Source organism: uncultured Altibacter sp. (assembly GCF_963972995.1).
Classification (GTDB): domain Bacteria; phylum Bacteroidota; class Bacteroidia; order Flavobacteriales; family Flavobacteriaceae; genus Altibacter.
Map to the genome: position 1 here is coordinate 33,000 of NZ_CAXAXI010000023.1, position 13,775 is coordinate 46,774.

General features: G+C 42.6%; 17 protein-coding genes. 11 read left to right on the top strand and 6 right to left on the bottom strand.

The features are described from left to right. Nucleotides 1-14 precede the first annotated feature (14 nt). Both AACZ11_RS10095 and AACZ11_RS10100 read left to right on the top strand, forming a co-directional pair. Nucleotides 15-797: an enoyl-CoA hydratase-related protein gene (locus AACZ11_RS10095; protein ID WP_290627873.1), complete on the top strand. Its 783-nt coding sequence runs from the start codon at nucleotides 15-17 to the stop codon at nucleotides 795-797. Between the two features lie 40 nt (nucleotides 798-837). Next, nucleotides 838-1,953: a PA0069 family radical SAM protein gene (locus AACZ11_RS10100; protein ID WP_290627872.1), complete on the top strand. Its 1,116-nt coding sequence runs from the start codon at nucleotides 838-840 to the stop codon at nucleotides 1,951-1,953. Here AACZ11_RS10100 and AACZ11_RS10105 read toward each other — a convergent pair. Then, a complete protein-coding gene (locus AACZ11_RS10105; protein WP_290627870.1) occupies nucleotides 1,950-2,693 on the bottom strand; it encodes a lysophospholipid acyltransferase family protein in 744 nt (247 codons plus the stop codon). The two genes, AACZ11_RS10100 and AACZ11_RS10105, sit on opposite strands and share 4 nt — an antisense overlap. Nucleotides 2,694-2,784: 91 nt before the next feature. Then, nucleotides 2,785-3,195, bottom strand: a complete 411-nt coding sequence (locus AACZ11_RS10110) for a BrxA/BrxB family bacilliredoxin (protein WP_290627868.1) — start codon at nucleotides 3,193-3,195, stop codon at nucleotides 2,785-2,787. Between the two features lie 139 nt (nucleotides 3,196-3,334). Here AACZ11_RS10110 and AACZ11_RS10115 point away from each other — a divergent pair, with 139 nt between their 5' ends. From AACZ11_RS10115 to AACZ11_RS10150, 8 genes are all read left to right on the top strand, one after another. Next, a complete protein-coding gene (locus tag AACZ11_RS10115) occupies nucleotides 3,335-4,078 on the top strand; it encodes a TerB family tellurite resistance protein (protein ID WP_339832343.1) in 744 nt (247 codons plus the stop codon). 107 nt (nucleotides 4,079-4,185) lie between these two features. After that, entirely contained in the window at nucleotides 4,186-4,842 is a 657-nt protein-coding gene (locus AACZ11_RS10120; RefSeq protein ID WP_290626474.1) for a metal-dependent transcriptional regulator, read from the top strand. Nucleotides 4,843-4,900: 58 nt separating this feature from the next. Further along, entirely contained in the window at nucleotides 4,901-5,635 is a 735-nt protein-coding gene (locus AACZ11_RS10125; RefSeq protein WP_290626472.1) for a transporter, read from the top strand. A gap of 5 nt (nucleotides 5,636-5,640) precedes the next feature. Further along, a complete protein-coding gene (locus AACZ11_RS10130; protein ID WP_290626470.1) occupies nucleotides 5,641-6,549 on the top strand; it encodes a zinc ABC transporter substrate-binding protein in 909 nt (302 codons plus the stop codon). Beyond that, nucleotides 6,550-7,287, top strand: a complete 738-nt coding sequence (locus AACZ11_RS10135; RefSeq protein WP_290626468.1) for a metal ABC transporter ATP-binding protein — start codon at nucleotides 6,550-6,552, stop codon at nucleotides 7,285-7,287. It begins immediately after the preceding gene. Between the two features lie 109 nt (nucleotides 7,288-7,396). After that, the gene (locus tag AACZ11_RS10140; RefSeq protein WP_290626466.1) at nucleotides 7,397-8,515 is read left to right on the top strand and encodes a metal ABC transporter permease; all 1,119 of its coding nucleotides are present in this window, start codon (nucleotides 7,397-7,399) and stop codon (nucleotides 8,513-8,515) included. Beyond that, nucleotides 8,508-9,668 (top strand): metal ABC transporter permease, encoded by a 1,161-nt coding sequence (locus AACZ11_RS10145; protein WP_290626464.1) that lies wholly within the window; start codon nucleotides 8,508-8,510, stop codon nucleotides 9,666-9,668. Before AACZ11_RS10140 ends, AACZ11_RS10145 begins: the two co-directional genes overlap by 8 nt. Nucleotides 9,669-9,704: 36 nt before the next feature. Continuing rightward, nucleotides 9,705-10,121 carry a hypothetical protein gene (locus AACZ11_RS10150; protein ID WP_290626462.1) on the top strand — a complete coding sequence of 139 codons (417 nt, stop codon included), beginning with the start codon at nucleotides 9,705-9,707 and terminating at the stop codon, nucleotides 10,119-10,121. 2 nt (nucleotides 10,122-10,123) lie between these two features. On the opposite strand, the gene AACZ11_RS10155 is transcribed toward AACZ11_RS10150, so the two are convergent. The 4 genes from AACZ11_RS10155 to AACZ11_RS10170 form a co-directional block, all read right to left on the bottom strand. Continuing rightward, entirely contained in the window at nucleotides 10,124-10,282 is a 159-nt protein-coding gene (locus tag AACZ11_RS10155; RefSeq protein WP_160172966.1) for a hypothetical protein, read from the bottom strand. A 12-nt stretch (nucleotides 10,283-10,294) separates the two neighbouring features. Then, nucleotides 10,295-12,394 (bottom strand): ferrous iron transport protein B, encoded by a 2,100-nt coding sequence (gene feoB, locus AACZ11_RS10160; protein ID WP_290626459.1) that lies wholly within the window; start codon nucleotides 12,392-12,394, stop codon nucleotides 10,295-10,297. Next, on the bottom strand, nucleotides 12,394-12,621 hold the full coding sequence (locus AACZ11_RS10165) for a FeoA family protein (protein WP_034260181.1): 228 nt from the start codon (nucleotides 12,619-12,621) through the stop codon (nucleotides 12,394-12,396). The genes feoB and AACZ11_RS10165 overlap by 1 nt, the downstream gene beginning before the upstream one ends. An 82-nt stretch (nucleotides 12,622-12,703) precedes the next feature. Continuing rightward, on the bottom strand, nucleotides 12,704-13,369 hold the full coding sequence (locus AACZ11_RS10170) for an SCO family protein (protein ID WP_290626456.1): 666 nt from the start codon (nucleotides 13,367-13,369) through the stop codon (nucleotides 12,704-12,706). 149 nt (nucleotides 13,370-13,518) lie between these two features. On the opposite strand from AACZ11_RS10170, the gene AACZ11_RS10175 reads away from it, so the two are divergent. Continuing rightward, the coding region (locus AACZ11_RS10175) for a site-2 protease family protein (RefSeq protein WP_290626454.1) at nucleotides 13,519-13,775 on the top strand (257 nt) is incomplete at its 3' end.

Below are 13,775 nucleotides of genomic sequence, written 5' to 3' on the forward strand. Positions count from 1 at the left end.
CAAAAACAGTTACCATGACATACGAGAATATTCGTTTAGATAAGAATGAAGGAATTGCTATCATTACGATCGACAGACCCAGCAAACTCAATGCCCTGAACAGTGCCACCATCAAGGAGCTTCACAAGGCACTAAAAGAAGCTGATGCGGCCAAGGGGATAAAGGTTATTATTCTTACCGGAAGCGGTGAAAAAGCATTTGTTGCCGGAGCCGACATTAGCGAATTTGCAGATTTTTCGGTGGCACAAGGAGAACAGTTAGCAGCAGAAGGACAAGCAAAACTGTTTGATTTTGTAGCACACCTTTCCACACCTGTGATCGCTGCGGTAAACGGTTTTGCACTTGGTGGTGGTTTGGAACTTGCTATGGCGGCTCATTTTAGGATCGCCAGCGAAAATGCCAAAATGGGTCTTCCGGAGGTGTCTTTAGGAGTTATTCCGGGATATGGTGGTACACAACGACTTCCTCAATTGGTTGGGAAAGGAAGGGCCATGGAAATGATCATGACGGCTGGCATGATCGATGCACATCAAGCACTGCAATACGGTCTGGTAAATCACGTCACCTCACTGGAGGAACTCATGGAGTTTACACAAAAGATCGCACAAAAGATCATACGTAATTCATCGGTGGCTATTGCCGCGGCTATAACCGCTATTAATGCAGGCTACGAAGATGGAGAGAATGGTTTTGAAGAAGAGATCACGCAATTTGGAAAATGCTTCGGTACGGCCGATTTCCACGAAGGAACACAGGCATTTTTGGAAAAGCGGAAAGCAAATTTTCCGGGTAAATAATTTGGAATAATTCCAAAATAAATTGGAATAATTCCAAATAATGAATATTTTTGATAGTTCATTTTCAAAAGTATTCATGTCTCAAGAACCCATAAAAGGGCGTGGTGCCCAAAAACAGGTACATAACCGTTTTTTCGAGCTTCATCATGAAATTCGAAATGATTTTTTAAATTTTTGCCATGCCGAAGATGAAGCGGCAGATTCAAATAAGACCAAGTATATTGATGTATTCCCTAAAACATTAGTGAATAGGGTCGACAGTCCGGATGTAGGAATGGGCTATTCAGCAAATCCCTATCAAGGCTGTGAACACGGTTGTGTCTATTGCTACGCACGAAACAGTCATGAGTATTGGGGCTATGGTGCAGGATTGGATTTTGAAAGGACGATTTTGGTAAAACGGAACGCACCTCAATTATTGCGCGATAAATTAAAAAGTAAATCTTGGAAAGCCTATCCCATTGTTTTTTCCGGAAATACCGATTGTTATCAGCCTATAGAGCGAACCCTTCAGATCACGCGAAGTTGTCTAAATGTATTCCTGGAATGGAAACATCCGGTGGGAATCATTACAAAGAATTCCCTTATCCTTCGGGATCTTGATATCCTGAAGGAACTCGCCAAGGACAATTTAGTTCAGGTTAATATATCCATCACATCACTTTCCGAAGCTACCAGACGTTTGCTTGAACCCAGAACGGCAAGTATCGCACAACGTTTAAAGACTGTAGAAGTGCTTTCAGAAAACAACATACCCGTACGGGTAATGATGGCACCCATCATTCCTTCCCTCAACAGTCATGAGATCTTACCTTTAGTAAAAAAAGTAGCCACACTGGGAGCACGGGATGTCGCCTACACGGTCGTTCGGCTTAATGGGCAGATTGCAGAGATATTTACAGACTGGATACAAAAAACCCTCCCGGATCGCGCAGAACGTATTTTGAACCAGATCGCAGAATGCCATGGCGGAACTCTTAACGACAGCAGATTTGGGCGGCGAATGCGTGGCGAAGGAACATTTGCAATGCAAATTAAAGATACTATGGAACTCGCCAAGAAGAAGTATTTACATCATGATCCTATTGCGCCATTGAACACAACACCATACCAAGCCCTTAAAGAACCACAACTGCGATTGTTTGATGAATCTTAAGTTTCCACCCCCGCTTTGATGATGGATTCTACCTTATCGATCAGCTCATCTGTGCTGAAGTCGGAAACTTTTATCGCCGGATGGGCTATAAATTTCAATTGAACCCCTAAAGGCATGGGAAACATACCGTAACGTTGTAATTTCCAGGAATTGCTTACACTTACCGGAAGTACGTACGCTTCGGGAGCATGTTGAAACAAAGTCTCAAGTCCGCGTCGTTTGAATGGTTTCGGAATGCCATCACGACTTCGGGTTCCTTCCGGGAAAATAACCACGCTTCGGTTGTATTGAGATATATATTGGGCAATCTTAATGATTTGTTCCGTAGCTTGTTTGGGATTCTTCCTGTCTATAAGGACACTTCCGCCGTGTTTCAGATTAAATGATATGGATGGGATGCCTTTGCCAAGCTCGATTTTCGAGATGAATTTTGGATGGTATTTGCGTAGGTACCAGATAATGGGAGGGATGTCCCACATGCTTTGATGATTAGATACAATAATTATGGGGAGATTGTTTGGGATGCTTGTATGAAGATTCATATTGAAAGTGGTCCCCAGAATATTTAAACATCGCAGGATCCACCAATTGAAATAATCTACACTGCTTTTATGTGCTTGATATCCAAAAAGGTGCAAGCAGATCCATTGTATAGGATGGAACAATAGGAGATTGATTCCAAAAAAGAAATAAAAGATTACCGATATTGGATAACTCAATATTCTAGCTGCTTGTTTCATGCCGAAGGATAGTTCAGTCGTAGTATAAAAATATAAAAAAACCACCTTCTTGCAGAATGGTGGTCTTTCCTGTTTATGCTGAAGGAATATCTTAGCAATATTCGTTGTAGGCGCCCTTAAGATTTTCCGAGATCATTTCGGCGGGTCGTCCTTCTATATGATGACGCTCAAGCATGTGAACCAACTCTCCGTTTTTAAATAAGGCCATGGACGGAGAACTTGGTGGAAATGGCACCATTTGTGCTCTGGCAGCATCAACAGCTTCTCGGTCTACACCTGCAAATACAGTTACCAAATGATCGGGCTTTTTAGTGTTTTGAAGAGACATTCTTGCTCCCGGACGTGCATTAGCGGCAGCACAACCACATACCGAATTAACCACCACCAACGTGGTTCCTTCCTTCTGCAAGGCTGCATTTACGTCCTCGGCAGTATACAATTCGTCGAAACCTATATTTGTTAGGTCTTCACGCATGGGTTTTACTAATTCTGGTGGATACATAGCATTTTACTTTTAATTGTGTAACAAATTTACGGCAAAGATAACCAATTTTAAGGGGATCTTAGCAGCTTCCAACGTCAAAACTCTCTGTTGAATTAGTTATCTTTGGTCGCATTTTATTTATTGAAATTACAAATACATGATTCGTTGGATCGCAGCCATTCTAGGCTTTACTTTTTTTCGGTTTCCCGGAGCAATTTTAGGATTTTTACTTGGAAGTTTATTGGACAATCTTACCACGAAAAGTGCCGGTGGTGGTGCTTTTCAACAAGTCTTTCAGCAACAAAGGAGGGATCATGTTTCTCCTGCCGACTTTGAACTAAATCTGTTATCGCTGGCTTCCCTTGTGATCAAGGCAGATGGAACCGTGAACCAAAGCGAATTGGATTATGTTCGACAGTACTTTGTACAGGCCTATGGAACCGAACGAGCCAATGCAATCTTTCGGGTATTTAATGACGTGATCAAAAAGCGCCAGATCTCTGCACATACCATTTGCAGTTTGCTTCGCTCCAGAACACGCTATGAATCCCGTTTACAGATACTCCATTTTCTGTTTAGTATTGCCAATGCCGATGGGCATGTCTCAGATAGGGAAGTGCAGGAAATTCATCGTATTTCCGGCTTCCTAGGGGTTCAATTTCGCGATTTTGAGAGTATCAAGGCCATGTTCTTCAAAAACCCCGACCGAGCATACAAGATCCTAGAAATCGATCCATCGGCCTCTATAAATGAGATCAAAGCCGCCTATCGTACCATGGCCAAAAAATACCATCCGGACAAGTTGCAACACATGGATGAAGCCTACCAACAAGGAGCCGAAGAGAAATTCAGAAAAGTCCAAGAAGCGTACGAACAACTTCAAAAAGAGCGAGGATTTTAATTGGAAACAATAAAAAGAACTCCCTCAGTGTTCCATTAAGTCTTAATTTTTAGACAAGGGTAAAAATATTTATAGTATAAATAGAAAAATAGTTTTACCTTTGCCCTATGTTTTCACTAGCAGAAGAAAATTATCTTAAGGCCATTTACCATCTGGAGCATGAGAATCAGGGGGAAGTAAGCACGAATGCCATCGCCGAGCGCATGGATACCAAACCGTCTTCGGTGACAGACATGGTACAGAAATTGGCCGAAAAGGACCTCCTTTCCTACAAAAAATACAAAGGTACCTTACTTACACCCTCAGGGCGTAAGATTGCAGCCAATGTGATAAGAAAGCACCGTTTGTGGGAAGTGTTTTTGGTAGAAAAACTCAATTTCCATTGGGATGAGGTCCATGTGATCGCAGAGCAATTAGAGCATATCCAGTCCGATGAACTTATTGCCCGCCTTGATAAATTCTTAGGCAGCCCGGATTTCGATCCGCATGGGGATCCTATTCCCGACAAACATGGTAATGTAAAACGCACCGAAAAGAAATTACTGTCGGAATGTGAAAAGAACCAGCGAGGTGTTTGTGTAGGAGTAAAGGAGTCGAGTGGTGAATTCCTTCAGTATTTGGATAAGCGTAAAATAAGTATTGGGACCAAGATTAAAGTGCTTGGTAAGGAATTCTTCGATGGCTCCATGATCATTCAAGTGGGCAGTGACCAATTCTTTATTTCCCAAAAGATAGCAGAGAATCTCTATGTACAGACCAATTAAAATGAAAAATATAAAAACCATATTGTGTTGCCTTTTCGGCCTAACTACTTTACAATTAATGTGTCAAGAAGAGGGGGTCGTTCCAGAAATGATCACCGACCGTCCGGATGCAACCGAATCTCCCAATACAGTACCGAAAGCAATGCTTCAAATTGAGACGGGAGCATTCTATGAATCTTTTGATGAAGGCCTAATTCAAACCGAAACCTTGGGATATAACACAACCTTGTTACGCTACGGAGTCCTAGATAATTTTGAGGTGAGATTAGGGTGGAATTTTGAAGAAATAAGAACCAAGATCGATACTATACAACACCGGAATGTGCTTTCTGGTTTCTCGCCCCTCCTCCTTGGTATGAAGGTTGAAATTGCCGAAGAAAACGGCTGGCTTCCCGAAATTGGCCTCTTAGGACATTTGTTTCTTCCCTTTACGGCAGGAGACGATTTCCGACCTGAAACAACGGGAGTCGATTTTCGGTTCTCCATGGCTCATACTTTAAGCGACCGCGCCGGACTGGCTTATAATATAGGTGCCCAATGGGGAAATGACAGCCCGGAAGCTGCCTATGTGTATACGTTGGTATACGGCTATCAACTTACCGAAAAAATGGGATTGTATGCCGAACTGTACGGGGATCTCCCGGAAGATAGTAGGGCCAATCATTATTGGGATGCGGGACTCACGTTCCTTGTCGCACCGAATTTTCAATTGGATGCCACCGTAGGAAGAAGTATAACCAGCGGGCAAGACATTCTGTTAAGTGCCGGTCTAAGCATGCGATTACCAAAATAATTATTATGAAAAGAATCCTCATACTTTTACTTACCGTAAGTTTCTTTAGCTGCAAAGAAACGAAGGACCCGTCCGATAAATTAAACATAGTCACTACTACGACCATGATCACCGACTTGGTTAAGAACATTGGAGGAGATGCAGTGACCGTGCAAGGCCTCATGGGCGCCGGAGTCGATCCACACCTCTACAAAGCGAGCGAGGGTGATGTGTCAAAACTTTACAACGCCGATATCATTTTCTATAATGGCTTACACCTGGAAGGGAAGCTGGTCGAGGTTTTTGAAAAGATGGAGACACAGGATAAGACCCAAGTCGCATTGGCAGAGTATCTGGATAAAAATACATTGATCGGTTCTGAATATTTTGCCTCCAATTATGATCCGCATGTTTGGTTTGACATTCATTATTATATTCAATTTGCTGAAAAAGTAGCCGCAATACTTTCTGAAGCTGATGCAGCAAACGCTGAAACGTTTCAGAAGAACAAAGAGAACTACGTCACAAAACTAAAAGATCTGGAAGCTGAAATTAAAACCACGATAGCAACACTTCCGAAGCAGCAGCGCATTTTAGTTACCGCACATGATGCTTTTAATTACTTCGGAAAGGCATACGATTTTGAAGTGGTTGGTCTGCAGGGGCTTTCGACTGCAACAGAAGCAGGAGTTCAGGATGTGCAGCGTCTATCCGACTTTATCATTGAAAAGAAGGTAAAGGCTATCTTTGTGGAGAGTTCTGTACCCAGAAGAACCATTGAAGCATTGCAACAAGCTGTGTTGTCCAAAGGCGCTGAAGTCACTATAGGAGGTTCGCTGTATAGCGATGCACTTGGAAATGCCGGCACCGAAGAAGGAACCTACCTTGGTATGTTCCGCTATAATGTGAACACCATCGTTAATTCGCTTAAGTAAATGAAAACGCCACTCGCAGTCCAAGTCGATGACCTAACCGTTGCTTATAACTATAAGCCGGTACTCTGGGATATCGATCTTGCGGTCCCTGAAGGAGTGCTCATGGCGATTGTAGGTCCCAATGGTGCCGGGAAATCTACCTTGATAAAAGCTATTTTAGGGATTATTAAACCCATTGCGGGGAGTATTTCCATATATGGTAAGCCCTACGAAGAACAGCGAAAATTGGTAGCCTATGTTCCGCAAAAAGGCAGTGTTGACTGGGACTTTCCTACCACGGCATTGGATGTAGTGATGATGGGCACTTACGGGAGTTTGGGGTGGATAAAACGTCCCGGACAAAAGGAAAAAAAGGCAGCGCTTGAAGCGTTGGAAAAAGTAGGGATGCTTTCTTTTAAGAACCGACAGATAAGTCAGTTGAGCGGGGGTCAGCAACAGCGTGTTTTTTTGGCAAGAGCGTTGGTGCAAAATGCCGCTATTTATTTTATGGACGAACCTTTTCAAGGTGTTGATGCAACCACCGAGATCGCCATTATCAATATCTTGAAAGAACTACGAAAAGCCGGAAAAACCCTTATCGTCGTACATCACGACCTGCAGACCGTCCCCGAATATTTTGATTGGGTGACCTTTTTGAACGTAAAAAAGATAGCCACCGGACCCGTAAAAGAGATCTTTAACGACGACAATTTGACCAAGACGTACGGCATTAATTACAAGGTGGCTATTAATAAGTAAAGAGTAGAGAAAAAGGGAAGCGTATTAGGATATCGGGCATTTAATCTTGCCCCATTCGATTGGAGATTTTTTTCACTCTTTAAACTGAAATAGTAATTAGAAACTTATTATGACTTTCTCCGAATATTTCGAACTTCTTTTTAGCGACTACACCCTTCGTACTATTACGTTGGGAACAGCCGTGCTGGGAGCAATTTGCGGAATGTTAGGAAGTTTTGCCGTACTGAGGAAGCAGAGCCTTTTAGGTGATGCGATTTCTCACGCAGCCTTGCCGGGCATCGCTTTGGCTTTTCTTATCACAGGAGCTAAGGATACCAATATTTTGCTATTGGGGGCTTTGGTAAGTGGATTAATTGGGACTTTTTGGATTAAAGGAATGACCTCAAAGACTCACCTAAAAAGCGATACGGCCCTAGGCCTTGTGCTTTCCCTATTCTTTGGTTTCGGAATGCTGTTACTCACCTTTATTCAGAAACAACCCAACGCCAATCAGGCGGGGTTGGATAAATATCTATTTGGGCAGGCGGCTACCTTGGTGGAAGATGATGTACGACTCATGTTGATCGTTACAGGGATTAGTCTTTGCATCTTGTTGCTCTTTTGGAAAGAGTTTAAAATATTGCTCTTTGATGCCGATTATACCAAAACATTGGGCTTCAACACCAAATTCATCGATGTGTTGATCACCTTTTTTATTGTATTGGCTATTGTATTGGGCTTACAAACTGTAGGCGTTGTTTTAATGAGTGCCATGTTATTGGCACCTGCCGCAGCGGCAAGGCAGTGGACCAATAGATTGAGCATGATGATCTTATTGGCTGCCATCTTCGGTATTCTTTCCGGAGTGATAGGTACCGCTATTAGTGCGAGTCAAAATAACCTATCCACAGGACCGGTGATCGTTCTGGTGGCGACGGTCTTTGTGGTATTTTCATTTATTTTTTCTCCGGGAAGGGGATTATTATTTAGAGAGATCCGTTTCAGAAATAACCGTAAAGACCTTCAATTGAAGAAAACCCTTCAGTTCATGTACGGGATTGCAAAAACGCACGACAATATCTCGCATCCGCACGCCATCCGTATTCTTAATAATTTTCAAGGGTTTACCAAAAAATCCCTTCAGCAGATGGAGGATAAAGAATGGATCACCCTCCAAGGACAACAGTGGGCCTTGACCCATAAGGGTTTTAATGAAGCAATGAACCTTTATAACAAAACACATGACTAGTCCGCAGATCGAAATACAAGTAATTGCTGCTATTGTCGCCATTTCCTGTGCGATTCCCGGTGTTTTTTTGGTGCTTCGGAAAATGGCCCTTATTAGCGACGCGATTAGTCATTCCATACTTCCGGGCATTGTTGCCGGATTTTTCATCACACAGGACCTAAACTCCCCTTTGTTAATCCTTCTGGCAGCGATTACCGGTGTTATTACGGTCGTCTTGGTGGAGACCATCCAAAAAACGGGCTTGGTGAAGGAAGATACCGCTATTGGCTTGGTCTTTCCGGCCCTTTTTAGCATTGGTGTCATCCTCATTGCAAAGAACGCCAACGATGTGCATTTGGATATTGACGCTGTACTTTTGGGAGAATTGGCCTTTGCTCCCTTTGACCGACTTATACTATCGGGTATGGATGTAGGTCCGAAGTCTCTTTGGCTTATGGGCAGCATTCTTTTGATCACAGTAAGTCTGTTATTTTTGTTCTTTAAAGAATTAAAGGTGAGTACCTTCGATGCGGGGTTATCTTCGGCATTAGGTATTTCTCCCGTGGTCATGCACTATGGATTGATGTCTGTTTCATCGGTAACGGTTGTAGGAGCTTTCGATGCCGTAGGGGCCATTTTAGTGGTGGCACTTATGATCGCTCCCGCAGCAACTGCTTACCTGCTTACGAGCGATCTAAAGCGCATGATTGGTCTTTCCATAGGATTCGGACTTTTTGCAGCGATTGGCGGGTATTGGGTGGCGCATGTATTGGATGCGTCCATTTCAGGCTCTATGACTAGCGTACTGGGGCTGGTCTTCTTAGGAGTGTATCTCTTTGCACCACAAAAAGGACTGCTGGCAGTACTGTATCGGCAGAAACAACAACGCACCGAAGTCTCTCTCATTACGTTCTTACTACATTTGAATAACCATTCCGAAGAAAACGAACGGCACATCAATCATTTAAATGAGCATATCAATTGGCAAAAGGTACGTTCTAAAACAGTGGTAGACCTTGCCCTCAAAAATAACATGATTACCATAAAGGATGAGGTCGTTTCGCTCACAGACAAAGGCAATGATTTCACACAACGCGCCCTTGAATACATTCTTACCAATAAGGATGAACGCATTGAAACCATGAAAGACGACTTCTTTCTTTTTCGCGGTTAATGTTTAGATCGTACCTTTAAGCGTAAATTTACCGCTATGAAAAAATTGCTATTATTATGTGCCTTTGCACTCACTTATTCGTCGAACGCTCAAACGGAAATACCTGTTGAAGTTCCTACCATTGCCATAAAAGTTCCTTTGGGAGAAAAAGTTATCCTGGGAGATGTTGCCATTACATTTAAAGAAGTGTTGGAAGATTCGCGTTGTCCAAAAGATGTAAATTGTATTTGGGAAGGACGTATTCGACTACAAATAGCAGTAGAAATTGATCAAAAGGCTGTACTACTTAAAGAATTGTTATTAGGCGCTACCAAACCCGGAGAAGTTGAAGAAACAGAAATTTACAACACAAAGGATCAATTTTTAGAAGCTGTTGGAGTACTGCCATATCCTACAAGTGAAGATACTGGGGATAGATCTTATGTGCTCTTAGTTTCTGAAAAAACGCGTTGAGCCTAATGGCAACCACAATCTTTTTTACCACACTTGGTCTTTCCTCCGTCTAAAGTTCCCGGGGTTTTTTGACGTCCTTCAAAAATAGGATTCCAAACGAACTTCTTTAATAAGTAGCCCGTCGCTAAACAGAATGTGATAAGGACTAGAATAGTTTGCATACTACAAAGATATTATTTTAAAAATTGATACGCAGCCAAAGCTACCACATAGGCGATACTACTCATTACTACCAACTGCCACAAGGGCCATTTCCAACTATTGGTTTCCCTTTTAACAACCGCCAAGGTACTCATACACTGCATAGCAAAAGCATAGAACAGCAAGAGTGAAACACCACTGGCAAAATTGAACAGCGGAGTGCCCAAAACAGGGTTTACTTCAGCAGCCATACGGTTTTTTATGGTCTCTTCTTCCTCGCTCCCAACGCTATAAATAGTAGCAAGCGTTCCTACGAATACTTCCCGTGCGGCAAAAGAACTCACGATAGCAATCCCGATCTTCCAGTCGTAGCCCAGAGGACGTACCGCAGGTTCTATTCCCTTGCCAAGGATGCCAATGTAAGAATGTTCTAACTTATAGGAAGCAATACGTGTTTCGATCTCCTCTTCGGAAGGGTTGGTACCTTCCAACTCCTGTGCCACAATGGACTCAGCATTGTTAAAGTCTCCCGGACCGTAGGAGGCGAGCACCCAAAGAATCACCGAAATAGCTAAAATGATCTTACCTGCTCCCACTACGAATGATTTGGTCTTTTCGACGACAGTGATCACCACGTTCTTGAACAAGGGTAGCTTATAATTAGGCATCTCTACGACAAAAAAGGTCTTACTGCGTATTTTTAAGATACGATCCAATAAATAGGCCGAAAAGATGGCGGAAGCAAAGCCTAACAGGTATAAAAACATTAAGGTTAGCCCTTGAAGGCTGAAAATACCAAGCACGCGTTGTTCGGGAATGACAAGCGCGATGATAATGAGGTATACCGGTAAACGGGCCGAGCATGTGGTAAACGGTGTAACTAAAATAGTGATAAGCCGTTCCTTCCAGTTCTCGATATTTCGCGTGGCCATGATGGCAGGAATTGCACAGGCAGTTCCTGATACCAAAGGAACGACACTTTTTCCGCTTAAGCCGAAGCGCCGCATGACTCTATCCATAAGAAAGACAACGCGACTCATGTATCCGCTTTCTTCTAAGATGGAAATGAACAGGAACAGAAAAGCGATCTGTGGTATAAATATAACGATACCGCCTAGGCCGGGAATGATACCTTCGGCAATAAGATTCGTAAAATCTCCTGCCGGAAGTGAATTTTTGGTCCATTCGCTAAAACGTGCAAAAGAACTGTCAATAAAATCCATTGGATAGCTGCTCCAATCAAAGATAGCTTGAAAAATGAGCAGTAAGATTCCGAAGAAAATAACATATCCCCAGACTTTATGGGTAAGAATGCGGTCCAGCCTGCTTCTAAGATCCTTGGCATTGGCCGTATCTACCGTAAGGGTTTCTTTGAGGGCGTTATTAATAAATTGATAGCGGGCAATGGTCTCCTTTTGCTGAAGCCGCTTTAAATTACTCTTCGACTCGGTTTGAAAAGTCGCCACACCCTGCATTTCTTGTCGGTCTAATTTTCCAAAGTTAACATCCTGCGTAATGACCAGCCATAGCTTGTATAGGTCTTGCTTCGGAAAGGCTTTACGTAGTCGGTCAAAATATTCGGGGGCAATGGACGATGCATTCACGCAGGGAGCCGTAGAGAGGTGACCGTAATTGGTGATAAGTTCCTTTAGGTTCTCAAAACCTTGGTTCTTACGCGAACTAATAAGCGCGATCTTGGTTTCAAGGGTCGCTTCCAAACGATCAATATCTAAGGAAATCGCTTTTCGTTTCATCCGGTCACTCATGTTGATGGCGAGGATGGTAGGAATACCCAAGTCTTTTATTTGAGTAAAGAGCAGCAAATTCCGTTTTAGGTTTTCGATCTCTGCCACCACAATAGCCACATCGGGAAAGTCTTTATCGTTCTTATTGAGTAAGAGTTCAATGACCACATTCTCATCCAATGACGAAGCATTTAGGCTGTAGGTACCCGGCAAGTCGAGAATATGAGCCTTTAGACCGCGATCCAATTTACAGACACCTTGTTTTTTTTCTACCGTAATACCGGGATAATTCCCCACTTTTTGATTGAGACCCGTAAGTCTGTTGAATACGGAGGTCTTTCCCGTATTCGGATTTCCAATAAGAGCAACATTTATTTGTCGGGCCATTAAGGTATCAATTCAATTTCAATCTGTGCGGCCGTTTCTTTTCGAATAGCTAGATGGCTGCCGTTTATGTTTAAGTACATAGGATCCTGAAAAGGGGCTGTTTGCACCAAAAAAACTTCATTGCCGGGAAGGCATCCCATCTCCAAAAGTTTCAGTGGAACCACTTCCACCGAAAACTCTTTGATAACAGCGCGTTGGCCTTTTTTTAATGAAGCGATCGTTAGCATTAAGTTTATTTAGATTGATTTTAAACAAGGCAAAAGTAACAGAAAAAAGGCAGTTGGAAAAACATTTTCCGCCCAAAAAAGATCAATCTTCCTTCTTAAGAATTTGGATGTCTTTCAGCAGCTGTGAAATGGCTTCGGGATTGGTTCCGTCGTAGAAACCGCGAATACGTCTTTTAGAGTCAACAAGTACAAAATTCTCTGTGTGGATCAGGTCGTCAGGGCTATACGGATTGTCCTTTGCAGCCAAATACGATTTACGTGCCAGATTGTAGATTTGTTTTTTGTCGCCGGTGACCAAATTCCATTTGGCATCGTTCACTCCTTTTTCCACTGCATATCGCTTAAGTTGTGCAACGGTATCGATCTCGGGGGTCACGGTATGGGAGAGCAACAATACTTGAGTGTCATTCCTTAGCTCTTTTTGTATCTTGACCATATGATCGGTCATAATAGGACAGATGGTTTGGCAGGTGGTAAAAAAGAAATCGGCTACGTAAATCTTATCCTTATAATCTTCTTGTGTGATCTGTTGTCCGTTTTGGTTGGTAAGTGAGAAATCTCCAATAGTGTGATATTTCTTTACATGCTGAAGAGTACTGTCGACTAATTCGGCATTTACCTCCGAAGGTTGGTACACAGGCAGGACAACCGTAGGTTTCAGAATATAGTAGATAATGGTAATGATGATCACGGAAAGCACCAAGAGAACCACTCCGAAGAATTTATATTTAGCAAAGAACTGAAGCATCTTCAAATATAATTTTGTGCAAAATTACTACCTAAAATACTTTTTTGAAGGATGTAACGTATTAAAGTTTGGCACGACCTATGCCAAGCTGCTAATAATTTTTTTAACAAGGTAGAATAGATTACTTTTGTGCCTTAATTTTTACGACTATGAGTCCATTTGTGGTGAAAGCCCTTCAGCTGTTACTTAGCTTATCTATATTAATTATTCTACACGAACTGGGGCATTTTATTCCTGCAAAGATATTTAAGACTCGGGTCGAGAAATTCTTTCTCTTTTTTGATGTAAAATTCGCTCTGGTCAAGAAGAAAATTGGGGAAACGGTCTATGGCATAGGCTGGTTGCCACTGGGAGGATACGTAAAGATCTCCGGGATGATCGATGAAAGTATGGACAAGGAGCAAAT